This window comes from Brucella pseudintermedia (assembly GCF_008932435.1).
In the GTDB taxonomy this organism is placed as follows: domain Bacteria; phylum Pseudomonadota; class Alphaproteobacteria; order Rhizobiales; family Rhizobiaceae; genus Brucella; species Brucella pseudintermedia.
Window position 1 is genome coordinate 75,545 of sequence record NZ_WBWE01000008.1, and the last position, 22,088, is coordinate 97,632.

The following is a 22,088-nucleotide window of genomic DNA, read 5'->3' on the forward strand; positions in this document are numbered from 1 at the left end:
TGGTCACGGAGTGTAGCGCAGCCTGGTAGCGCACCTCGTTCGGGACGAGGGGGTCGGAGGTTCGAATCCTCTCACTCCGACCATTTGTATCTCGCAAGTCTCTTATATGCCGGTCGCCCTGACAGCAGTCGGGATTGGAATCGACCGCTTAATCTTTCCCGAAAACCGACATGCGCATGAATTCTCCGTCGTACTGGGCGAGGGCTGCCACGCGCTTGCGGTCCAGGATCTCCACCCTGTTTGAACGGAACAGGATCAGCCCTTCTTCCCGCAAGTCGCGCAGCATCCGGTTGAGATGGATCGGCGTCAGCCCCAGCGCATCGGCAAGCTGATATTGTGTCAGCGGGCAATGGAAGGAATTTGCGTCGCCCATTCCGGAGGATTGCACGCGGTCGGAAAGTTCGAGAAACAGATGCGCGGTGCGGACGAAGGCAGCGCGGCATCCGATATTGGTAAGATGCTCGATGAGCATGGATCGCTGGCGGGCGAGAAGCTCTATGAAGATCAGGCTGAGGCGCGGTGCGTGCTCAAGCGAGGCTTCAAGCGAGACAAGCGGAATTTCGAACACCGACATGGGCGTGACTGCCGTGATCGTATTGTAGCTATAGCCATTGGCGGTTCGAAACCCGAGAAAATCGCTCCGCATGGGGAAGTCGATAATCTGCCTCTCGCCGCTTTCCAGATCGCGATAGACGCATCCCCAGCCGGAACGCACGAGATGGAGGCTTCTGATTTGTTCGCCCTGCCGGATGATCGCGGCGTCGGCGGCAAAGTCGTTTTCGATAATCGTGAGGGAAGAAAGCGCGTCTGTTTCCCGCGCTCCGAGCTTGGCGTAAATTGGAGAGGCCTCCAATAAACCAATGAGCGCTTCAGTCGTTGGGTCTGTGGTCTGCCTGCCACTGTGCATTTTGAACCCGTTGGAGCGTATTTCGATATGTGTAAAGCAGCCTTTCGGCAAGAATGCGCATTAAGGCGAACAGTTAGGGCGCTGATTCATCCAAGCAAATCGAAATGCGCTCTAAGCATGTCAGGAGCAATCAAATGGCGTATTCCGCCTTGAAAAACCTATGACCAATCGATCGGATGTTTCCGTCGGGAGCCTGATTATTTGCAGAAAGAATTAAGCGAACGCCGCCTTTATGTTTTCGACTTTCAGTAAAGGCGGAAGTCAACTAAACGAAAGATGTAGAGGCTATATCTCCTGCCGTTCAAGTCTTTCTTACAATTGGTCATAAATTTTATGCATTGCTAACATAAGTTAATGACACGATTATTTCCCGATAGCAATATTCGCGCTGGTCATGGTTAGAGCTCTATCCATGCAAGCATTGGAAAAAACACGTCTCTGACGAAAGTAATAGTAGGATGCATAAACATAGAGCAAGATGAGTATGCCGGGAGCATCACATGTTGGAAACAAGAGGGGATAGCATTTGGACTGCTTCGGAGCAGGGGGACAGGGGACATGCTCCGGGTATTGAAGCCGCAAAGGAACGGCGCATGTTGCTCATATGCAAGAGCAACCTTGAGCGGCAGTGTCTTTATAACGGGCTTGTGCTGAACGGGCTCAAGCTTCCCGTGGAGACACAGGCGGCGATTGAACTCGCAGATCCAACGGAGGATATTGCCGTTGTTCTCATCAATATTGGGTCCAAACGGCTGGCGGACCCTTTTTTCTCGGAAAAATTGCAGGCTGTGATCGAGCTTTGGCGTCCGGTGCCGGTGGTTTTCCTCGCTGAACGCGAGGAGTGGGCGCAGGTCGTGCGCGCCATGGAAATCGGCGCTCGCGGCTATATTCCTACCTCGGTCGATATAAAAGTCTGTGTCGAGGCTATTCATCTTGCTACCGCGGGCGGCATGTACGTGCCCGCTTCCATGGTTTTTCAGACCGCGCCCGCAGATATTGACGACGACGTTCTGGGAGAATTGCTCACCGCACGCGAGATCGAGGTTGTCCATGCGATCCGGCTGGGCAAATCGAACAAGATTATCGCTTTTGAGCTTGGCATGAGCGAAGGTACCGTGAAGGCTCACGTCCATAACATCATGAAGAAGATCGGAGCCGCCAACCGTACGGAAGTAGCCTGCAAGCTGCACCGGATGTATGGCGAAAAATTCAACCTCGACTAGATTGCCTTTTCGACCCGGGCAAAACAGCCATCCTGCTTCGCCTGTTGAGAAAAGGCGGCGGATGTTGACAATTGTTCCGCCAGAAGTGGTTGCTTTCTATTGAAAAACCGCGAAATTATCCGAGAGCAACGGAATGAAACCAGCCTCAGGATAACAATGCAGCTCACTCCCCGTCACAATGCAATTCTAGAGCTCGCTCGCAAACAGGGGCAGGTTTTGGTGGACGATCTTGCCGCGGCTTTCGAGGTGACGCCGCAAACGGTGCGCAAGGATCTGAACGACCTCTGCCGCGCCCGAATGCTGCGCCGTATCCATGGCGGGGCGCTTTATCCATCCGGCGTCGAGAACATGGAATACGAGGCCCGGCGCCGCATCGCGGCGCATGAAAAGGAAGCGATCGGGCGCGCCGCCGCAGAAATCATTCCCGACGGCGCTTCATTGTTCATCAATATCGGCACCACCACCGAAGCGGTCGCCCAAGCGCTGGTCGATCACAATAATCTGATGGTCATCACCAACAACATCAATGTCGCCAATACATTGCGTGTTCACGCCTCGATTGAGGTCGTGGTCGCAGGCGGCGTCGTGCGTCCTTCGGACGGGGGGATCGTCGGCGAAGCCGCCGTCGATTTCATCCGGCAGTTCAAGGTCGACTATGCAATCATCGGTGCTTCCGCCATGGACGAAGACGGGGCGCTTCTCGATTTCGATTTCCGCGAAGTGAAGGTGGCGCAGGCAATCATCGCCAATGCCCGGCACGTCATTCTCGTGACCGACGCCACAAAGCTGGAGCGAACAGCCCCGGTGCGCATCGGCCATATATCGCAGATCGACACCTTCATTACCGATCGCTGCCCGTCGGAGCAGTTGCGAAGCCTGTGCCGGGACAATGACGTCGAATTGATTGAAACCCTTGGCGAAAGCCCTGCGGCGGAAAAAGAGTCTTAGTTTCGTTTGTTTTCGATTTGCTTTCGTATTAAATGAATTATATTCGCTTTGGTTTTCGGAGAGCGGTCTTCGGGGTTCGCCATGGCGCAAGAGAAATTATTCGACATTTTTGTAATCGGCGGCGGCATCAACGGATGCGGCATTGCGCGTGATGCGACTGGCCGGGGATTTTCGGTTGGCCTTGCCGAGATGAACGATCTGGCAAGCGGCACCTCCTCGCGGGCAACCAAGCTCATTCACGGCGGTTTGCGCTATCTTGAGCATTATGAATTTCGTCTGGTGCGCGAGGCGCTCATGGAGCGCGAGGTGCTGTGGGCCAATGCACCGCACATCATTCATCCGATGCGGTTCGTGCTGCCTTATCACAAGGGCGGGGTGCGCCCTGCCTGGCTGCTGCGGCTGGGGCTGTTCCTTTATGACCACCTTGGCGGGCGCAAAAAGCTTCCACCCACGCGCACGCTCGACATGCGCACCGATCCGGCGGCTGAACCCTTGAAGCCGCTTTTCGCCAAGGCATTTGAATATTCGGACTGCTGGGTTGACGATGCGCGTTTCGTTGCCTTGACCGCCCGCGATGCTGCGGATCGCGGCGCGATGATCCGCACCCGGACCAAGGTCGTGGCAGCCCGCCGTGATCGCGAATGCTGGACGATCACACTGGAAGATACTGGCACGCGTGAGCGCGAGGACGTTCGCGCCCGCCTGCTGGTCAATGCTGCCGGACCATGGGCCGACAGGGTTCTGCAAGGTGTCGAGGGAGACCGCCAGCTTCACAATGTCCGGCTTGTCCAGGGCAGCCATATCGTGGTGCGCAAGAAATTCTCCGATCCTCGCTCCTATTTTTTCCAGAATAATGACGGGCGCATCATATTCGCCATTCCTTATGAAGACGATTTTACCCTGATCGGCACGACCGATCAGGACTATGAGGGCGATCCGGCCAAGGTCGCGATCACCGATGGCGAGACCGATTATCTTTGCGCGGCAGCCAGCGAATATTTCAAGGAACCCGTCAGTCGCGGGGATATCGTCTGGACCTATTCCGGTGTGCGGCCGCTTTATGATGACGGCGCGAGCAAGGCGCAGGAAGCGACCCGCGATTACGTGCTGAAAGAGGATGCGCCCGATGGGCTTGCTCCCCTGATCAACGTGTTCGGCGGCAAGCTGACCACGGCGCGCCGGCTTGCCGAACATATGCTGGAAAAGATCGAGGAGCGGCTGGGGCAAAAGGGAGCGCCATGGACCCATGCCGCACCGCTGCCCGGCGGGGATTTCGCGGATGTCGAGTTCGAGCACGAGCTGCAAAAGGTGAATGCCGCCTATTCCTTCGTGACGCCTGCTCATGGGCGGCGGCTGTTCCGGCAATATGGAACGCGTATTCATGTCCTGCTTGGAGATGCCGCTTCGCTCGCCGATCTCGGGCAGCATTTCGGGGCCGATCTTTATGAAGCCGAAGTGCGGTATCTTCAGGAAAACGAGTGGGCCGTCAGCGCCGAGGATATCCTGTGGCGGCGTACCAAGCTTGGTCTTCGCCTCAATGCGGCGGATGTTTCCTCGCTTGAGGAGTATCTGAAGCCGGCACGCGTCGCCTGATCCCTCTCAATCTTTAGCCGCACTTGCCAGTTGTGTTCTGAGCGGTCATTATCCTTCCATAAAGCGGGTTCCAGCCTTCCTGGGAGGAAAAGATGGGCACACCGCAAGACCGAACACATGCTGACCGAATCCAGTCCGCGATCATGACGGCGGGCGGGGCCGCGCGGTCCGCTCTGGTCGCCTCGTGGCGTCGCTCGGCGGAACTGCACGGGCTCGACCCTGCCGAGCCGGGATCGGTGCGCACGCTCTCCGACGGGGAATTCCGAACCGCTCATCAGCGTATCGAACGCCTTGTCCGCATAGCGCAAGCCAGTATGGACCGCCTTTATCTGGCTGTCGGTGGCGTTGGCTGCTGTGTGCTGCTGGCCGATAGCGAGGGCGTGCCGGTCGAACGGCGCGGCGCACCGGGCGATGACGATACTTTCTATCGCTGGGGGCTCTGGACGGGCGCTGTCTGGAGCGAACAGAGCGAAGGGACGAACGGCATCGGCACCTGCATCGTCGAACAGCGCCCGCTGACGATCCATCGCGACCAGCATTTTCATACGCGCAATATCGGGCTTTCCTGCACGGTCGCTCCGATCCATGACCATCAGGGGCGCTTGATGGCGGCACTCGATGTCTCCTCATGCCGCGCCGATCTGACAGAGGGTTTCGCGCAGCTCATATCGGTGGCTGTCATTGATGCTGCGCGGCGCATCGAGGCTGAAAATTTCCGTCAGGCATTTCCAGACGCCCGCATCATGCTGGCTCCAAGCCCCGATCGTACCGGCGGCGCGCTGATTGCCGTCGACAAGGACGACCTCGTTATCGGCGCAACGCGCGCGGCGCGTCTTGCGCTGGAACTTGACGATGACGCGCTGGCAGGTCCGCTGCCTGCCGCCGATCTTCTGGGAACGCCCGCCGATCCGCGCGAGGATATGGCGGAATCGGAGCGCGGCGTGATCCTGCGGGCGCTTGCCCGTGCGGAAGGCAACATTTCCTCCGCGGCACAGCTTTTGGGCATCAGCCGGGCGACGCTGCATCGCAAGCTGAACCGCCTGAAGATCATCCGCTCGCACTGACGGACTAGGCTGAAATAGGCGGGCGAAACTGTCTCAATATTGCGACACATGATGTTGCGAGCGTGAATGCGTGGGATGACTCTTCCCCTCTGCCGCGCGATCCTCAACCATGAAGCGCTGTAGGAGCAGCGTTGTTTCTGGGAGGATGTCATGAACAAGGTTGAATTCAGCCGGACCGTGAAGCCGGCTTTTGCAAAGCGTTATGGAAACTTCATCGGCGGCAAATGGGTCGAGCCCAAATCAGGGCGCTATTTCGACAACACATCGCCGGTCAATGGACAGGTGCTTTGCGAAATAGCCCGTTCGGATGCCGCTGACATTGAAGCGGCGCTCGACGCAGCGCATGCCGCCAAGGATGCATGGGGCAGGACGAGCGCGGCTGAACGCGCGCTCATTCTCAATCGCATAGCCGACCGGATTGAGGAAAACCTGCCTGCGCTGGCGGCTGCCGAAACGTGGGACAACGGCAAGCCGATCCGCGAAACCACCAATGCCGACCTGCCGCTGGCGGTCGATCACTTCCGCTATTTCGCAGGCGTCATTCGCGCTCAGGAAGGCGGCATTTCGGAAATCGATCACGACACGGTTGCCTATCATTTTCATGAACCGCTTGGCGTCGTCGGCCAGATCATCCCGTGGAATTTCCCGATTCTCATGGCGACGTGGAAGCTTGCGCCCGCGCTTGCCGCAGGCAATTGCGTGGTTTTGAAACCGGCCGAACAGACACCGGCTTCCATCCTAGTTCTGATGGAACTGATCGGCGATCTGCTGCCGCCGGGCGTGGTCAATGTCGTCAACGGCTTCGGCCTTGAGGCAGGCAAACCGCTCGCGTCGAGCCCGCGCATCGCGAAAATCGCCTTCACCGGCGAAACCACGACGGGTCGCCTGATCATGCAATATGCCAGCCAGAACCTCATTCCCGTCACGCTGGAACTGGGCGGCAAATCGCCGAATATCTTCTTCAAGGATGTCGCCGCGGAAGATGACGATTTCCTCGACAAGGCCATTGAAGGCTTTGTGATGTTCGCGCTCAATCAGGGCGAGGTGTGCACCTGCCCGAGCCGCGCTCTCATTCATGAGTCGATCTATGACAGGTTCATGGAAAAGGCGCTGAAGCGTGTCGAGGCCATCGTGCAGGGCGATCCGCTCGACCCGGCCACGATGATCGGCGCGCAGGCCTCCAGCGAGCAGCTCGAAAAAATCCTGAGCTATCTCGATATAGGCCGTCAGGAAGGCGCCGAAGTGCTGGCGGGCGGCGAGCGCAACATCCTGTCGGGCGATCTCGCCGGCGGCTATTACGTCAAGCCGACCGTGTTCAAGGGCAACAACAAGATGCGCATTTTCCAGGAGGAAATCTTCGGGCCGGTCGTGTCGGTCGCCACCTTCAAGGATGATGCGGAAGCGCTGTCGATTGCCAACGACACGCTTTACGGGCTGGGCGCCGGCATATGGACCCGTGACGGAACGCGCGCCTATCGCTTCGGGCGTGCCATTCAGGCGGGCCGCGTCTGGACCAACTGCTACCATGCCTATCCGGCCCATGCGGCTTTCGGCGGTTACAAGCAGTCGGGTATCGGACGCGAAAATCATCTGAAGATGCTGGACCACTATCAGAACACCAAGAACATGCTGGTGAGCTACAGCCCGAAGAAGCTGGGTTTCTTCTAAAACTGAAACCTGCAAACGCAATGCGGAAAATCTTGTCTCCGCATTGCGCCTAATCAAGGAAGGGATGAATTACCTCTGCCATTATGCGTGCAGACGTAATGGTTTCGATTACCCTCCCAAGGGTGCCTGGGCGGAGACGCCCGGGCGATCTTCGTGTCCCTCATGCATGTTCTTTCGGATTCCCCGACGAAGTTCGACAACGAAGGAGAAATTCATGGCAAAGACGATGAAAGCCGCAGTCGTGCGTGCCTTCGGCAAACCGCTGACGATTGAAGAAGTGCCGGTCCCCGAACCCGGCCCCGGCCAGATACAGGTCGCTATTCAGGCGTCCGGTGTTTGCCATACCGATCTGCATGCAGCCGAAGGCGATTGGCCGGTTAAGCCCAACCCGCCATTCATTCCGGGCCATGAGGGCGTCGGTTATGTGTCTGCCGTGGGTAGCGGCGTCAAACACGTGAAGGAAGGCGACCGGGTCGGCGTGCCCTGGCTTTACACGGCATGCGGACACTGCCGTCATTGCCTGGGCGGCTGGGAAACCCTCTGCGAGGAACAGGAGAATACAGGCTATTCGGTCAATGGCGGCTTTGCCGAATATGTGCTTGCCGACCCCAATTTTGTCGGTCATCTGCCGAAGAACATCGATTTCAACGAAATCGCGCCGGTCCTTTGTGCGGGCGTAACGGTCTATAAGGGGCTGAAGGTTACCGACACCAAGCCGGGCGACTGGGTGGTGATCTCCGGCGTGGGCGGGCTCGGCCATATGGCGGTGCAGTATGCCAAGGCGATGGGGCTCAACGTTGCTGCGGTCGACATCGACGACAGGAAGCTTGATCTGGCGCGCAAGCTCGGCGCCACTGTAACCGTCAATGCCAAGACGCATAACGATCCGGCAGCTTACATCAAAAAGGAAACCGATGGCGGCGCGCAGGGCGTGCTGGTTACGGCGGTTTCGCCGATTGCCTTTGAACAGGCGCTGGGCATGGTGTCGCGCGGCGGCACTGTCTCGCTGAACGGCCTGCCGCCCGGTGACTTCCCCCTCTCCATCTTCAACATGGTGCTGAACGGCGTCACCGTGCGCGGATCGATTGTCGGGACGCGGCTTGATTTGCAGGAGTCGCTCGATTTTGCCGGTGACGGTAAGGTGCGAGCCACCATCCGCACGGAAAAGCTGGAAGATATCAACTCCATCTTTGACGATATGCGGCAGGGCAATATCGAAGGCCGCGTGGTCATGGATCTGACTCAATAGGCAAGTTGCGCTAATATGCGACGGGGCGGTGAATTTCCGCCGCTTCGTACCATGGAGGAGGATATGGGTGAGGCAGCTTCCGGCGACGGCAAGGGACAGGTGAGCGCCACGCAGGCGGCGCTTGATCTGATCCGCGCGTTGCAGGCCGAATATGGGCCGATCATGTTCCACCAGTCGGGCGGTTGCTGCGACGGGTCATCGCCGATGTGTTATCCGCAAGGCGAATTCATCGTGGGCGATACGGACGTGAAACTCGGAGAAATCGGTGGTGCTCCGGTCTATATCAGCGGTCCGCAATATGAAGCCTGGAAACATACCGAACTCATCATCGATGTCGTTCCCGGACGCGGCGGCATGTTTTCCCTCGACAATGGGCGCGAAGTCCGGTTTCTGACGCGCTCGCGGGTTTGCTCAATTCCCTGATTTCTCTTTTCGTTTCGTGGCGAAGCGGTTAGTTAGATCGGAGGGGAGGGAGACGATCCAATATGGCCGCTGCAGGAAAACGAGCAACCATTCATGATGTGGCGCGCCTTGCCGGCGTGTCGATCAAGACAGTTTCGCGTGTCTATAATGACGAACCGAATGTGCGCGAGGCCATTCGCGAAAAGGTTCGCCAGGCGGGAAGCGAGCTGCGTTACCGCCCCAATGCCGCTGCCCGCAACCTTGTCGAACGTCGTTCTCACCTGATCGGGCTTTTCTTTGAAAATCCGAGCGCCAGCTATGTCACCGAATTGCAGATGGGTGCGCTGGAACGGCTGCGCGATACACGATACCGCCTGCTGATCTTCCCGGTCGAAAATCGTGACGATATTCGCGGCGCGCTGATCGAAACGGCGCATGCTTCCGGTCTCGACGGCATTATCGTGACCCCGCCCATGTCGGACGATCCCGAAATTCTTGCCGAATTGAGCGCCTCGGCAATGCCGTTTGCCCGGGTTGCGGGCGATGTCAATGTCCACCCGACCGACAGCGTAACCATCGATGACGAGGCGGCTGCATTCGATCTCATGGAATATCTTCTCAAACTCGGCCACCGCCGGATCGCCATCGTCATCGGTGATCCGACGCACCGTTCGGCTGAATTGCGCCTTGCCGGCTATCGGCGCGCGCTGGAACAGGCGGGGATCGAGCGCAATCCGGCTTATGAAGTACAGGGCGGCTTCAGTTTCGCGAGTGGCCTTGCTGCGGGCAAGAAGCTGCTCTCGCTCGATGAGCCGCCGACCGCGATATTTGCGTCAAACGACGATATGGCGGCTGCTGTCATGCAGGTGGCCTACGATCATGACATTGCAATACCGGATCAACTCACCGTGGTCGGCTTCGATGACAGCGCCATTGCCAGCATGGTCTCGCCGCAGATCACCACCGTTCGCCAGCCGATTTTCGAGATGACCCGCGACGCCGCGGACATGCTTTTGAACCAGATCGAAACCGGTCGCATATCGGCTTCGCGACAGATTGATTATAAGCTTGTCATCCGCCAGTCATCCGGCAAGGCGCCGGATTAGCTCTGTGCGGGCTGCGCGGGGAAGAACCGTTCCCGCGCATAATTGCTGCCGAAGATCATGTCATATTGCAGCATCTGATAATCGCGGAGCAGCGGCGGGAAGGGCGGCCGTTGCTGCCAGCCTTCCTCGGCGTTTTCCGACCGGTCGAAAACCGCATGATTATCGACAACCCGGTATTGCTCGTGCAACTGGCGCAGGAAGCCGGTGTAATAGGGATGCTGCATCCCGGCCATGTCCAGAATGTGCAGCGGCAGGAAGGCGGGGCTGATCGTGCCCGTTCCCCGCTCGGCCCCACGCTTGTTTGACCATAGGACCAGCGGGGTTTCATGCTGCAGCATCAAGTCGGCGGCGGGCGCCGTGCGGCTTGCGACGCGGTTTGCCATGAACCCGGTCTCGACATAAACGGGGCCAAGTGGCGGCAGATGGTCGCCGAAGAAGACCAGAATGGTTTCGCGCTCACGCTTGGACGCCCATTCCATCAGCCGCGCAAGGCTCGCATCGGCATCCATGGCGCCTTGCGAATAGGAGCGGATCGACTGGCGCGTGGGCTCGCTGGCGTCGGTCTGAACCTCAAGTTCGGAATCCGGATAACGGTTGGCCTCGTATGGGCCATGTCCTTGCAGGGAAACGGCGAAGAAGAAGAATGGCGCGTCGGTGGCGTCAGCCTCCCGGATGATTTCGTCGGTCAAGGCCGCGTCGGAAGCGAGCGCGCCGCGCTTTTCCAGCGGCGGCATGTTTTCTTCCGACATGAACTTGTCGAAGCCCATGCTTTCATAAACGGAACCGCGATTCCAGAACCACTGGCGATAGGGGTGGATGGCGCGCGTCGCATAACCCTGATCCTTGAAAAAGTTTGCAAGGGAGGGAAGCGGGCGGCGAATATATTGCTGATAGGGAATGCTGCCCGAAGGCAGGAACGCCTTGGAAAATCCGGTCAGGGCCTCGAACTCGACATTGGCGGTCATGCCGCCAAATTCCGGCGAGAAAACATGCCCCGACTGTTCCGCGCGCACTGTCGGGATCGGGTCGGCGCTGAAAGCCACGCCCGGAAGGCGCGTCGGGTCCCAGAAGGATTCACTCATCACCATGATGACGTCGGGCTTGCTGCTGTCGAAGGCGGCAGGGATCAGCTGCGCGGGCGGCTCGATGGCGGCAATCGCCTCCGGGGAATAGCCGTCAGGGGCGAAGACGGTTGCCATCGGCACGTTGAGGATGAAGGCCATGGTAAAGCCGTTATGCGCGTAATTTTCCTTCTGGTCCCACATGATGGGCAGGATGCGCAGGCGGTCGCGCGCCAGCGAAAAACTCGCATAGTCGGAAATCACCGCGAACCAGGCAAGCAGCGGCAGCGCGAAGGCAAGGCGCAGCATCCGCCCCTTCCACGGGATCGGATCGAACCGCCGCCACCAGAACAGCGTCACGCCAATCATCAAGGCTGCGGAAGCGATGAGAAGTAGCGCTATGCCCAGAGCGCTCCATGGACGGTCGCGCACCAGAAGCGGCAGCAGGTCGACGATCTGGCGGGCATAGAGAAAATCGCTCGGATAGAGCGGGTCGCCCAGATAAAGGCTTTTTTCACGGGCGGTCGTGGCCGCAATCAGCGCCAGCGGGCCGATGACGAAAAAGCCGTAATGGATGCGCCCGAAAATGGCGTCGCTCGCGGTGAGCACCACGACGAAAAGCGCCACGGTCGTCCATGCAGGCTTGTGCGGCGTGCGGAAGAACTGCATCGTTTCGGTGAACGAGCCGCGCACGATCCATTCGATGGCGAAAACGAGCAGCGTCGACAGCACAACGGAAGCAAGCGCGATGGCAGCCAGACGCAGCGGCCAGGCAATAGGGGCAGCCCCGAAAATCGCGGCATCGCTCGAACGGCGCGCAGCAGCATTTTCCATCACACCCGGCATGTTCTACTCACTCACTCCCAATATTTCACAAAAAGCCTGTCACATTTCTGTCATGGAAATGTCAAGCCACGCTTGGGCTGCGAGTGATACGCACCGTGATCTGAACGGATGATGAATGGAGCATGTCGCCCGAAAGCGGAAAGCGGTTTCGGATCGAAGATATGAGGAAAAACAAAGAGATAGGGAATATGAAATGAAGACAGGGCCGGAATCGTCCGGCCCTGTGCGTGGCGATATGGGAGACTGGATTACGAAATGACGTCTTCCAGTCCCTTGGTCAGTTCCAGCGCCTGCCGTTCAAACAGGCGGCGATAGATGCCGCCCGGCTTGCGGATAAGCGCGTCGTGATCGCCTTCTTCAAGGATCTTGCCCTTGTCGAAAACCAGCAGCCGGTCGAGCGCGCGAACCGTCGAAAGCCGGTGTGCGATGACAAGCGTCGTGCGGCCAACCATCAGCCTTTCCATCGCCTGCTGGATCAGCACTTCCGATTCTGAATCAAGGCTCGATGTGGCCTCATCCAGAATGAGGATCGGGGCGTCCGCCAGAAATGCGCGCGCTATCGCCACACGCTGGCGCTCGCCACCCGACAGCTTCACGCCGCGTTCGCCGACAAGCGTTGCATAGCCCTTCGGCAGACGGCTGATGAAGTCGTGCGCGCTTGCGAGCTTTGCGGCCTCCTCGATCTCCGCCTGTGTCGCGCCGGGGCGGGCATAGGCGATGTTCTCGGCCAGCGTCCGGTGAAACAGGATCGGCTCCTGCTGCACGATGGCGATCTGCGATCTGAGCGAGGCCTGCGTGACATCGGCGATGTTCTGCCCGTCAATCCGGATCGCGCCGCCGCTGACATCGTAAAGCCGCTGGATCAGCTTGACGAATGTCGTCTTGCCCGAACCCGAATGACCGACCAGACCTACACGCTCGCCAGCCTCGATCTTGACCGAGAAGTCGCGATAGAGAGCCGCATCGTGCTTGCCGTAATGGAAGGTGATGTGATCGAAAGTGATCTCGCCATTTCCGATCTTTATCGCCGGTGCATTCGGCTTGTCGGCGATGCCGTAAGGCTGTGCTTCGATATCGACCAGTTCCTCCATGTCGTTGACGGAGCGCTGCAGGTTGCGGATATGCATGCCCACATCGCGCAGATAGCCTTGCAGCATGAAGAAGGCGGTCAGGACGAAGGTGATATCGCCCGCCGTCGCCTTGCCCTGGCTCCACAGATAGAGCGCAAAGGCAATGACCACGCCGCGCATCACCAGAAGGTTCGCCCCCTGAATGAAGCCGTTCAGCGTACCGATCAGCCATGTGCGGCGCGTGCGGCCGCGCCACTTGGTCACGACCTTGGCAAGACGCACATCCTCGCGGGCTTCCGCGCCGAATGCCTTGACGACGGCATTGCACGAAATCGCATCGGCCAAAGCGCCGCCCATCCGCGTGTCCCAGCTATTGGCGAGCGTCGCGGCAGGCGCGACGAAGCCGAGCGAGATCACGATGGTGCAGACGATGAACAGCACCGAGCCGATAGCGACCAGCAAGCCCATCAGCGGCCAGTACCACGACAGAAGCGCGACCGAGCCGAGCAGCATCAGGATCGATGGCAGCAAGGCCACGATCAGCGTATCGTTGAGCAGGTCGAGCGCCCACATGGCGCGCGAAACCTTGCGGACCGTCGATCCGGCAAAGGCATTGGCGTGCCAGTCGGTCGAAAACCGTTGCAGCTTGCGGAACGAGCTTGCCGCCATGTCGCTCATGATCTTCAAGGTGAAGTCCGTGATGACATAGAAGGTCAGTTGCCGCGTGATCAGCGCCAGCGCACCCAGCGCAAGCAGGACAATCAGCGCGTGAATGGCTGCATCCCATGCGCCGTCACTACCCAATGAGAGCGCATCGACCAGCCGGCCCGAATAGAGCGGGGTCAAGACATCTGCGGCTGTTGCGAGCAGCATGCCGATTAACATCAGCGTCAGCCGCAAGGGCTGACTTCGCCAGTGGCCGAATGTGTAGCCGAGGACGTTGCGGAAGGCAGGTCCCCGGAAATCTATGCGAAACCGAGTCATATCTACAATACCAGGCCGCGTTTGAGCGGATTCTGGTTCCTTTAAAAGCATTTTCAGCAAAAGTGCGAAGCGGCTTGGCCCCGGACAATGCGTGAAAACAAGATGAAACAAGCAGCCGGTGATGGCTGCGGCAAATCTGGAAGTTTTGGAATGTGCCCCTTTAGGGAGGGCGTTCAGGCCTTAGCCTGCATCGCGGACCAAGGACTTAAAGCTTGGAAGCGCCCGCGCGAACACTGGGCACCATCGGGAATGGGTAATGGACACGCATCTCATACCTCTTGCCAGTGTTGCAGATGGGTGCACAATAAATGAGCAAAAATATTTGCCAAGCCGCAAAATGACGATTTTGCCAACTGGTCGTTGACTGTGACAATTTTGCAAGATGCGCCTTTCCGGGCCGGGTCGCGAGACTTATTTTCACTTTTTTCGTTACAGGACGGCTCCGGTCTTGCAATTCCGCCGCTCATGGGTGAAGGGTCGTTCTGAGATATATCAGAGCCTTGCGGCGCACAGGGAGAGTTCCATGACAGTACATCAAAATCTGATTGCGGGCGAATGGGTCGGCGGTGACGGAATCGCCAACATCAATCCTTCGGACACCAATGATGTTGTGGGAACCTATGCGCGGGCAACGGTTGAGGACACCAAGGCCGCGATTGCCGCCGCGAAGGAAACTTTTCCGGCATGGTCGCGTTCCGGCATTCTGGAACGCCATGCGATCCTGCGTAAAACCGCCGATGAAATCCTTGCCCGCAAGGACGAGCTTGGCCGTCTTTTGTCGCGCGAGGAAGGCAAGACGCTAGCCGAAGGCATCGGCGAAACCATCCGCGCCAGCCAGATTTTCGATTTCTTTGCTGGCGAGGCCCTGCGTCTGGCGGGCGAGGTTCTGCCTTCTGCGCGTCCGGGCATCGGCGTGGAAATCACCCGCGAGCCTGTCGGCGTCGTCGGCATCATCACGCCATGGAATTTCCCGATCGCCATCCCGGCCTGGAAAATCGCGCCAGCGCTCTGCTATGGCAACACCATCGTCTTCAAGCCGGCTGACCTCGTACCGGGCTGCTCTTGGGCGATTGTCGATATCCTGCATCGCGCCGGTCTTCCGAAGGGCGTTCTCAATCTCGTCATGGGCAAGGGTTCGGTGGTCGGCCAGACCATCCTCGACAGCGCTGACGTCAATGCCGTGACCTTCACCGGCTCGACCGGGACGGGCAAGCGTGTTGCGGCGGCTTCCATCGAGCACAATCGTCGCTTCCAGCTCGAAATGGGCGGCAAGAACCCGGTCGTGGTTCTGGATGACGCCGATCTCAATGTGGCTGTGGAATCCGTCGTCAATTCGGCTTTCTTCTCCACCGGCCAGCGCTGCACGGCGTCTTCGCGCATCATCGTGACGGAAGGCATCCACGACAAGTTCGTCGCCGCGGCAATCGAAAAGCTGAAGACCGTGACGGTCGACAATGCGCTGAAGCAGGGCACCCATATCGGCCCGGTGGTCGATGAGAGCCAGCTCAAGCAGGACATGGATTATATCGAGATCGGCCGCAAGGAAGGCGCGAAGCTTGCCTTTGGCGGGGAGCGCCTCAACCGTGAAACGCCGGGCTTCTACCTCCAGCCGGCGCTGTTCACGGAAGCCACCAACCAGATGCGCATCAGCCGCGAGGAAATCTTCGGCCCTGTCGCCTCGGTCATCCGCGTCAAGGATTACGAAGAAGCGCTTGCCACTGCCAATGATACGAATTTCGGCCTGTCGTCGGGCATCTGCACGACGAGCCTGAAATATGCGACCCACTTCAAGCGCAATTCGGAAGCGGGCATGGTGATGGTCAATCTGCCGACGGCTGGTGTCGATTTCCACGTGCCGTTCGGCGGGCGCAAGGGTTCGAGCTACGGTCCGCGCGAGCAGGGCCGCTACGCAGCCGAGTTCTACACCACGGTCAAGACGGCCTATACGCTGGCCTGATGATTCTGGCCTGAAGACCGCGATGAATGCGAAAACCGGCGGGCGACCGCCGGTTTTTTCATGCGGCTTTGCGCGGCCATGCGGCGAGCTTGCGCGCAAAATAGGAAACCGTCGCATGTAAGAGCATGGTGAAGGCCGCGAGCACGAAAAGGCTTGCGAACATGAGGTCCACCTTGGCGCGGCCATTGGCGAGCAGCATCAGATAGCCGAGCCCTTTCGATGCGCCGACCCATTCGCCGACCACGACCCCGATCGGGGCATAGACGGCGGCAAGGCTGAGGCCCGACGCCAGCGACGGAAAGGCGGAAGGGACACGGATGCGAAACAGGATGGCCATCCGCCCCGCCCCCAGAATTTCCGCCGCGTCGATCAGGCTCGTTTCGGTGCGCTGCATTCCATCGAGGAAGGTGGAAACGACGGGAAAGAAGATCATCAGCACCGTGACCGCGATCTTCGATGCGGGGCCGTAGCCGAGCCACAATGTCAAAATGGGGGCGAGCGCGAAGATGGGGATTGCCTGACTGAACACCATGGCGGGCATGACAAGGCGCTGCGCCAGCGGCGACATCATCAGTCCGATTGCGGTCGCGATCCCGACCGCGCAGCCCAGCACCAGCCCTCCCAGCACCTCGCCAATGGTGGCCGCCGCGTTTTCCGCGATCAGCCACGCATTCGTCACGAGCGCCTGCATGACATCGAGCGGTCCCGGCAGGATGAAGCGCGGCATCTGGCCGATGCTCACCACCGTCTGCCAGATGGCGAGCGCCGCAGCCGCCGACAGGAGGCCATCGGCAGCGCGCTTTTTTCGGCTTCGGTTCAAAAGCGTTTCGTTCACGATCCAGCCTTCAGGCCCATCGACCAGAAATCGGCTTCGAGCCTGCTTGCCGTCGCAAAGATCTGGCAGAGTTTTGGCCAGCGCGGGCTTTTCTCGAAATCGTCACCGATGCGGTCCTTCGCTGCCTGATCGAACAGCTTGCCGACCGTGTGGCACATCTCCTGATATTCGCGCCCGGCATAGGTATCGATCCACTCCTGATAGGGTGTTCCCGCCGTGGCCGTGGCGGCAAGATTGAGGCCGATCTCGCCATAGCCGTGCGCGCAGGGCACCAGCGCGGTCAAGAGATCGAGGAAATCGCCCGCTTGTCCGCAGTCGAGTACATAGCGCGTATAGGCGAGGTTTTCCGGCTCTTCCTTCGTTGCGTAAAGCTCGTCCTCGCTGATGCCTTCCCGCGCGCAGATGCTGACATGCAAAGGCAGTTCCATATGGGCAAGACCGTGCATGATATCGGCGCAGAGCCGGGTTTCCTGCAATGTATTGGCCTTCACGACGCCGAGCGCGAAGGCGCGGGCATAGTGATGCAGATAGACATAATCCTGCCGGAGATAGTGCAGAAAAGCCGATTTCGGCAACGTTCCGTCGCCAAGCCTGCGCACGAACGGGTGGTCGATATAGGGCTTCCAGTCATCGAGCGTTTCCGCGCGCAGGCGTGTGAAAAGTTCGGAAGAATAATGCGGCTGTGGCTGGCTCATGACTTGCTCCCTTGGGCATTGACATCAATGGCGAATTTTTCGACCGGCAAGATGGAAGGCACGAGGCCGTGTTCCTTGAGATAGGCTTCGTAACGGCTCCAGCGGCCATGATCGAGGCTGGCAGGAGCGCGCGAAAAACGGGCGACGGTGTCTTTCCATGCGCGCTGGTTCAGGTCGTCCTTGAGTTCGGTGCTGTAGGCGGAAAATGCCTCATAACCCTTGTCCGGGTGGTTGACGATATATTGCGCGGCCTTCTCGGTTGCGGCGAGGAAGCGCGAAATCCGTTCTTTTTCGGCGGCGTCGAGCCTGGCGGAATTGGCGACATAGACCAGCTCGTCATAGACCGGCACGCCCTCTTCCTCGACGAAGAAGCATTTACCCGGCACGCCTTCGACGGCCATCTGGTTCAGTTCGACATTGCGATAGGCGCCCATCACCGCATCGACCTGCTTCGACATCAGCGACGGCGCGAGGGAGAAATTCACATTGATAAGCTCGACATCGGAAAGCTTGACGCCGTGCTGGCCGAGAATGGTGCCGAGCAGGGTCTCCTCTACGCCTGCAACCGAATAGCCGATCTTCTTGCCCTTGAGGTCGGCGATTGCATTCACCGATCCGTCGTCGCGGGTCATCAGGCAGTTGAGCGGCGAGTCGATCAATGTGCCGACGCGAATGAGCGGCAGGCCCTCATGCACCTGAAGGTGCACCTGCTGCTGATAGGAAATCGCAAGATCGGCCTGACCTGCCGCCACCATCTTGGTCGGCGTCGAGGCATCGGCAGGCGCGACGATTTCGACGTCCAGCCCCGCATCCTTGAAGTAGCCGAGCTTGTCGGCAACGATGATCGGGCCGTGATCGGGGTTCACATACCAGTCAAGGATGAGCTTGAATTTATCGTTCGCCTGCGCGGCCTGAGCCGAAATCAGGGCGAACGAAGCCGTGGCGCTGAAGAGCGCTGCAAAAACCAGTTTTTTCAATGTTTCCTCCAGAAACTACATTACATGAGGCCGTGTAATTTCGATCCATTGCCGCAGGCGGGCCTCCGGATCGGCATTGAGGGTAATGTCGGTGACGACGGACACGATATCGGCTCCGGCATCAAAAACGCCGGGCGCGCGGTCCACATTCATGCCGCCGATGCCGACAAGCGGAATATCGCCAAGCGCCGCTTTCCACTCGCGCACGCGATCCAGTCCCTGTTCGTGCCATTTCATTTTCTTGAGAATGGTGGGATAGACGGGGCCGAGCGCGATATAGTCAGGCTTTACCGACAGGGCGCGGCCAAGTTCCGCCTTGTCATGGCTTGAAACGCCGAGCTTCAGGCCACCGGCGCGAATGGCATCGAGATCGGCTTCATCAAGATCTTCTTGACCCAGATGGATGAAATCGCAGCCTTCCTCGAGCGCCAGTTTCCAATAGTCGTTGACGATCAGCTGGCAGTCATGGCCAATGCATATGTCGCGAGCCGCACGGATTTCAGCGCGCAGTTCCGGCTCGCTCTTGTCCTTGATGCGCAACTGCACCAGCCTGACGCCGAGCGGCACCATGCGCTCCAGCCATTTTGCGCTGTCGAAGATCGGGTAGAACGGATCGAGGGCCATCACAAAAACGCCTTTCCGATAAGGGGAGTGGAGGGGGCGGCCATATCGCGTGCTTCGATGGCGTCCGCCTCAAAAGCGAGCCGTCCGGCCTCGACCGCCAGTGCGAAGCCGCGCGCCATGGCGACCGGATCGCCAGCCTTGGCGACGGCAGTGTTGATGAGCACGGCGTCATAGCCCAGCTCCATCGCCGCCGCCGCATGGGATGGCACGCCGATGCCTGCATCGACTACCAGCGGAACATCGGGGAAATGCGCGCGCATGGTTTTCAGCGCGTAAGGATTATTGAGGCCGCGGCCCGAGCCGATGGGTGCCCCCCACGGCATCAGCACCTTGCAACCGGCTTCAAGGAGTTTTTCCGCGACGACCAGATCGTCATTCATATAGGGAAAGACCTCGAAACCATCGTCGCAGAGCGTGCCTGCCGCTTCCACAAGACCGAACGGGTCGGGCTGCAATGTGTCATGGTCGCCGATGACTTCCAGCTTGATCCAGTTGGTGCCGAAGATTTCCCGCGCCATTTTTGCCGTGGTGACTGCTTCACGGGCCGTATGACAGCCAGCCGTATTGGGCAGAACCTGCACGCCCAGTTCCCGGATCAGCGTCCAGAAGTCCTGACCGGCACGCATGTTGCCGCTTTCGCGGCGCAGTGACACGGTAACGATACCGGCCCCGGAGGCGCGCACCGCATCGGCAAGAATAGCGGGCGAGGGATATTGCGCCGTGCCGAGCAGCAGGCGGCTTTCGAATTGTTTTCCGTAAAATTCCAGCATCTTAGCCTCCCTGCATCGGAGCGAGCACTTCGATGCGGTCACCTTCGGAAATGTTTGCGTCTTCCCGCGCGTCGGCGGGTATGAATTCGCCGTTGAGCGCGGTTGCGACCACGGCTTCATCAAGCGCGATTTCCTTGAGAAGGGCGGCGAGCGTGGCCGAGGCGGTTTCGTGCGCCTCGCCGTTCAAAACGATAGTCATGCATAGTCCTCCACGAAGTCGGGCTCAGCCTCGGCGTCGGTTGCAACCGCGACCGCCATGCGGGCGACCGCGGGCGAAAGCAGGAAACCGTGCCGGTAAAGGCCGTTGACATAGACGGTGTCGCCGCGCCTGCGCACGCGCGGCAGGTTGTCGGCAAAGGCGGGACGCGCATCGACGCCCACTTCCAGTATTTCCGCCTCGCCGAAGGCCGGGTGCAGCGCGTAGGCCGCACTCAGGAGTTCCAGCGTGGAGCGCACGCTGATGCCGTGGCGGTCGTCGCTTTCGATCATGGTGGCGCCGATCATGTGAATGCCGTCGCCGCGCGGCACGATGTAAAGCGGGATGCGCGGATGCAGGAGGCGCACGGGCCGCGAAAGATTGATGTCGCGCGAGCGCACGATCAGCATCTCGCCTTTGACGCCGCGCAGGTCCTGCAAGGTGTCGCGGGCGGCAAGGCCGCGCGCATCGACGGTGATATCCGCCGCGATGGATATGTCTTTGGCGTCGACGCCAAGATGAAAGACCACGCCCTGTTGCCGCAGCCTTTCGGCCAGTTCGATCAGCGTCTTGCGCGGATCGAGATGGCCTTCGCCGGCAAAGAACAGGCCCTGCCTGAACCGCCCGGCGAGATCGGGTTCCAGCGCATCGATGCTGTCCTGATCGATTGTATCGAAGGCTTCCGTCCGGCGGGCGAAGCGGCGCAACTCGCTCATGTCCCGCGTGTGGGAGAGCACGAGCGTTCCCTTGCGCCTGACGGTCGAGACGTGGCGCTCCCACCAGCCGATGGCATCCTGCCCGAGGCGCACCACGGGTTCTTCGGCGCTTTCGCCCTCGCACCAGGGAGCCAGCATTCCGCCCGCAAACCACGAGCAGCTGTCGGAGCCGATCTCGGCACTTTTGGCGATGACGGTGACGGCATGGCCCTGATCTGTAAACTCGGCGGCAGTGGCAAGACCGGCCACACCCGCTCCGATGATGGTGACGCGCATCACGCAATCTCCCCGGTTCGGGTTTTCCAGAGGTCATGAAAATGATGCACCGGGCCATGGCCGTGCCCGACCTTCAGGCGGTCGGCTGCGCGGATCGCCCCTTGCAGATAGGCATGGGCGGAAAGCACAGCCTTTTCCAGCGGCAGGTTCCGGGCCAGTTCTGCGGCAATGGCCGAAGAAAGCGTGCAGCCTGTTCCATGGGTATTGGCGGTCAGGATACGGGGGGCCTCAAGGCGCAGCGTCGGCAAGTCGCGGCGCACCAGCAGATCGACGCAGGTGTCGCCTTCCGCATGGCCGCCTTTCATCAGAACGGCCTTCGCGCCGAGGTCGAGCAAGGCGCGTCCTTGTTCCTCGGCGCCCGTATCGTCCGCTGCCAGACCGCAGCCGAGGAGGCACGCCGCTTCCGGCCGGTTGGGCGTCAAAAGCGTCGCCAGCGGGATGAGTTTCCGGCGCAGAAGCGCAATGGCGTTTTCGCTCAAAAGCCGGTCGCCGGATTTTGCCACCATCACCGGATCGACAACGACCGGACCGGAAAAATGCGCGAGGCCGCGCGCGATGGCCTCGATTGTTTCGGGCACGGAAACCATGCCGATCTTCACAGCCGCCACGTCGAGATCGCTGAAAACGGCGTCGATCTGCCCGGCGACGATGGCGGGCGGTATATCGTGCACGGCGCTTACCGTGCAGGTGTTCTGCACGGTAACGGCGGCAATGACGCTCGCGCCATAAACGCCAAGTGCGGAAAATGTCTTGAGGTCGGCCTGTATGCCCGCGCCGCCGCCGCTGTCGGAACCGGCAATGGTCACGCATATGGGCACGGACCGCGACGGGTCGCTCGTTGAATTGGTTCGGGAGAAACTGTTCTTTTGGTCCATCATGCCGTCTCTCATTCCGAACGGAAGATGAGACGTCATGAACCTT

Annotated in this window: 20 protein-coding genes and 1 tRNA gene; 10 read left to right on the forward strand and 11 right to left on the reverse strand. The window is 59.5% G+C overall.

The window, feature by feature from the left end; genetic code table 11:
- The first annotated feature begins 6 nt into the window (after window positions 1–6).
- Window positions 7–83: transfer RNA gene (locus F9K78_RS11875), tRNA-Pro, on the forward strand.
- A gap of 65 nt (window positions 84–148) precedes the next feature.
- On the opposite strand, the gene F9K78_RS11880 is transcribed toward F9K78_RS11875, so the two are convergent.
- On the reverse strand, window positions 149–907 hold the full coding sequence (locus tag F9K78_RS11880; protein ID WP_121985721.1) for a Crp/Fnr family transcriptional regulator: 759 nt from the start codon (window positions 905–907) through the stop codon (window positions 149–151).
- 500 nt (window positions 908–1,407) lie between these two features.
- On the opposite strand from F9K78_RS11880, the gene F9K78_RS11885 reads away from it, so the two are divergent.
- From F9K78_RS11885 to F9K78_RS11920, 8 genes are all read left to right on the forward strand, one after another.
- Window positions 1,408–2,130, forward strand: coding sequence for a response regulator transcription factor (locus F9K78_RS11885; protein WP_121985720.1), 723 nt, complete (start codon window positions 1,408–1,410; stop codon window positions 2,128–2,130).
- 156 nt (window positions 2,131–2,286) lie between these two features.
- A complete protein-coding gene (locus F9K78_RS11890) occupies window positions 2,287–3,078 on the forward strand; it encodes a DeoR/GlpR family DNA-binding transcription regulator (RefSeq protein ID WP_121980756.1) in 792 nt (263 codons plus the stop codon).
- An 81-nt stretch (window positions 3,079–3,159) separates the two neighbouring features.
- Window positions 3,160–4,671, forward strand: a complete 1,512-nt coding sequence (glpD, locus tag F9K78_RS11895; protein WP_121985719.1) for a glycerol-3-phosphate dehydrogenase — start codon at window positions 3,160–3,162, stop codon at window positions 4,669–4,671.
- Between the two features lie 92 nt (window positions 4,672–4,763).
- Window positions 4,764–5,735, forward strand: coding sequence for a GAF domain-containing protein (locus F9K78_RS11900; protein ID WP_121980758.1), 972 nt, complete (start codon window positions 4,764–4,766; stop codon window positions 5,733–5,735).
- A 150-nt stretch (window positions 5,736–5,885) separates the two neighbouring features.
- Entirely contained in the window at window positions 5,886–7,403 is a 1,518-nt protein-coding gene (adh, locus tag F9K78_RS11905; protein ID WP_121985718.1) for an aldehyde dehydrogenase, read from the forward strand.
- 214 nt (window positions 7,404–7,617) lie between these two features.
- Entirely contained in the window at window positions 7,618–8,652 is a 1,035-nt protein-coding gene (gene adhP / locus F9K78_RS11910) for an alcohol dehydrogenase AdhP (protein WP_121980760.1), read from the forward strand.
- 63 nt (window positions 8,653–8,715) lie between these two features.
- Complete coding sequence (locus tag F9K78_RS11915) at window positions 8,716–9,075, forward strand: DUF779 domain-containing protein (protein ID WP_121985808.1); 360 nt, start codon at window positions 8,716–8,718, stop codon at window positions 9,073–9,075.
- Between the two features lie 62 nt (window positions 9,076–9,137).
- The gene (locus tag F9K78_RS11920; protein ID WP_121985717.1) at window positions 9,138–10,160 is read left to right on the forward strand and encodes a LacI family DNA-binding transcriptional regulator; all 1,023 of its coding nucleotides are present in this window, start codon (window positions 9,138–9,140) and stop codon (window positions 10,158–10,160) included.
- Here F9K78_RS11920 and F9K78_RS11925 read toward each other — a convergent pair.
- Both F9K78_RS11925 and F9K78_RS11930 read right to left on the reverse strand, forming a co-directional pair.
- The gene (locus F9K78_RS11925) at window positions 10,157–12,067 is read right to left on the reverse strand and encodes an LTA synthase family protein (RefSeq protein ID WP_121985716.1); all 1,911 of its coding nucleotides are present in this window, start codon (window positions 12,065–12,067) and stop codon (window positions 10,157–10,159) included. The two genes, F9K78_RS11920 and F9K78_RS11925, sit on opposite strands and share 4 nt — an antisense overlap.
- A gap of 248 nt (window positions 12,068–12,315) precedes the next feature.
- Window positions 12,316–14,121 (reverse strand): ABC transporter ATP-binding protein, encoded by a 1,806-nt coding sequence (locus F9K78_RS11930; protein WP_121985715.1) that lies wholly within the window; start codon window positions 14,119–14,121, stop codon window positions 12,316–12,318.
- 523 nt (window positions 14,122–14,644) lie between these two features.
- Here F9K78_RS11930 and F9K78_RS11935 point away from each other — a divergent pair.
- Window positions 14,645–16,078: an aldehyde dehydrogenase family protein gene (locus tag F9K78_RS11935; protein ID WP_121985714.1), complete on the forward strand. Its 1,434-nt coding sequence runs from the start codon at window positions 14,645–14,647 to the stop codon at window positions 16,076–16,078.
- A gap of 58 nt (window positions 16,079–16,136) precedes the next feature.
- Here F9K78_RS11935 and F9K78_RS11940 read toward each other — a convergent pair whose 3' ends face one another.
- From F9K78_RS11940 to thiD, 8 genes are read right to left on the reverse strand one after another with little or no spacing between them, the layout of a single operon-like run.
- Window positions 16,137–16,913 carry an ABC transporter permease gene (locus F9K78_RS11940; RefSeq protein WP_121985713.1) on the reverse strand — a complete coding sequence of 259 codons (777 nt, stop codon included), beginning with the start codon at window positions 16,911–16,913 and terminating at the stop codon, window positions 16,137–16,139.
- Complete coding sequence (tenA, locus tag F9K78_RS11945) at window positions 16,910–17,608, reverse strand: thiaminase II (RefSeq protein ID WP_121985712.1); 699 nt, start codon at window positions 17,606–17,608, stop codon at window positions 16,910–16,912. The genes F9K78_RS11940 and tenA overlap by 4 nt, the downstream gene beginning before the upstream one ends.
- Window positions 17,605–18,585, reverse strand: coding sequence for an ABC transporter substrate-binding protein (locus F9K78_RS11950; RefSeq protein ID WP_121985711.1), 981 nt, complete (start codon window positions 18,583–18,585; stop codon window positions 17,605–17,607). Before F9K78_RS11950 ends, tenA begins: the two co-directional genes overlap by 4 nt.
- A gap of 15 nt (window positions 18,586–18,600) precedes the next feature.
- Window positions 18,601–19,212, reverse strand: a complete 612-nt coding sequence (locus F9K78_RS11955; protein WP_208851919.1) for a thiamine phosphate synthase — start codon at window positions 19,210–19,212, stop codon at window positions 18,601–18,603.
- A complete protein-coding gene (locus tag F9K78_RS11960) occupies window positions 19,209–19,979 on the reverse strand; it encodes a thiazole synthase (protein ID WP_121985709.1) in 771 nt (256 codons plus the stop codon). The genes F9K78_RS11955 and F9K78_RS11960 overlap by 4 nt, the downstream gene beginning before the upstream one ends.
- Window position 19,980: 1 nt before the next feature.
- Window positions 19,981–20,178: a sulfur carrier protein ThiS gene (gene thiS / locus F9K78_RS11965; protein WP_121980771.1), complete on the reverse strand. Its 198-nt coding sequence runs from the start codon at window positions 20,176–20,178 to the stop codon at window positions 19,981–19,983.
- Complete coding sequence (locus tag F9K78_RS11970; RefSeq protein WP_121985708.1) at window positions 20,175–21,167, reverse strand: FAD-dependent oxidoreductase; 993 nt, start codon at window positions 21,165–21,167, stop codon at window positions 20,175–20,177. The genes thiS and F9K78_RS11970 overlap by 4 nt, the downstream gene beginning before the upstream one ends.
- Window positions 21,167–22,042, reverse strand: coding sequence for a bifunctional hydroxymethylpyrimidine kinase/phosphomethylpyrimidine kinase (gene thiD / locus F9K78_RS11975; protein ID WP_121985807.1), 876 nt, complete (start codon window positions 22,040–22,042; stop codon window positions 21,167–21,169). The genes F9K78_RS11970 and thiD overlap by 1 nt, the downstream gene beginning before the upstream one ends.
- Window positions 22,043–22,088 lie beyond the last annotated feature (46 nt).

Excerpts from the sequence above, each read along its gene's own strand:
- F9K78_RS11880 (WP_121985721.1), bottom strand. The coding sequence starts at position 907 with ATGCACAGTGGCAGGCAGACCACAGACCCAACGACTGAAGCGCTCATT.
- F9K78_RS11915 (WP_121985808.1), top strand. The coding sequence starts at position 8,716 with ATGGGTGAGGCAGCTTCCGGCGACGGCAAGGGACAGGTGAGCGCCACG.
- F9K78_RS11900 (WP_121980758.1), top strand. The coding sequence starts at position 4,764 with ATGGGCACACCGCAAGACCGAACACATGCTGACCGAATCCAGTCCGCG.
- glpD (WP_121985719.1), top strand. The coding sequence starts at position 3,160 with ATGGCGCAAGAGAAATTATTCGACATTTTTGTAATCGGCGGCGGCATC.
- thiS (WP_121980771.1), bottom strand. The coding sequence starts at position 20,178 with ATGACTATCGTTTTGAACGGCGAGGCGCACGAAACCGCCTCGGCCACG.
- tenA (WP_121985712.1), bottom strand. The coding sequence starts at position 17,608 with ATGAGCCAGCCACAGCCGCATTATTCTTCCGAACTTTTCACACGCCTG.
- F9K78_RS11960 (WP_121985709.1), bottom strand. The coding sequence starts at position 19,979 with ATGCTGGAATTTTACGGAAAACAATTCGAAAGCCGCCTGCTGCTCGGC.
- F9K78_RS11930 (WP_121985715.1), bottom strand. The coding sequence starts at position 14,121 with ATGACTCGGTTTCGCATAGATTTCCGGGGACCTGCCTTCCGCAACGTC.
- F9K78_RS11885 (WP_121985720.1), top strand. The coding sequence starts at position 1,408 with ATGTTGGAAACAAGAGGGGATAGCATTTGGACTGCTTCGGAGCAGGGG.
- thiD (WP_121985807.1), bottom strand. The coding sequence starts at position 22,042 with ATGGACCAAAAGAACAGTTTCTCCCGAACCAATTCAACGAGCGACCCG.
- F9K78_RS11935 (WP_121985714.1), top strand. The coding sequence starts at position 14,645 with ATGACAGTACATCAAAATCTGATTGCGGGCGAATGGGTCGGCGGTGAC.
- adhP (WP_121980760.1), top strand. The coding sequence starts at position 7,618 with ATGGCAAAGACGATGAAAGCCGCAGTCGTGCGTGCCTTCGGCAAACCG.
- F9K78_RS11890 (WP_121980756.1), top strand. The coding sequence starts at position 2,287 with ATGCAGCTCACTCCCCGTCACAATGCAATTCTAGAGCTCGCTCGCAAA.
- adh (WP_121985718.1), top strand. The coding sequence starts at position 5,886 with ATGAACAAGGTTGAATTCAGCCGGACCGTGAAGCCGGCTTTTGCAAAG.
- F9K78_RS11970 (WP_121985708.1), bottom strand. The coding sequence starts at position 21,167 with ATGCGCGTCACCATCATCGGAGCGGGTGTGGCCGGTCTTGCCACTGCC.
- F9K78_RS11920 (WP_121985717.1), top strand. The coding sequence starts at position 9,138 with ATGGCCGCTGCAGGAAAACGAGCAACCATTCATGATGTGGCGCGCCTT.
- F9K78_RS11925 (WP_121985716.1), bottom strand. The coding sequence starts at position 12,067 with ATGCCGGGTGTGATGGAAAATGCTGCTGCGCGCCGTTCGAGCGATGCC.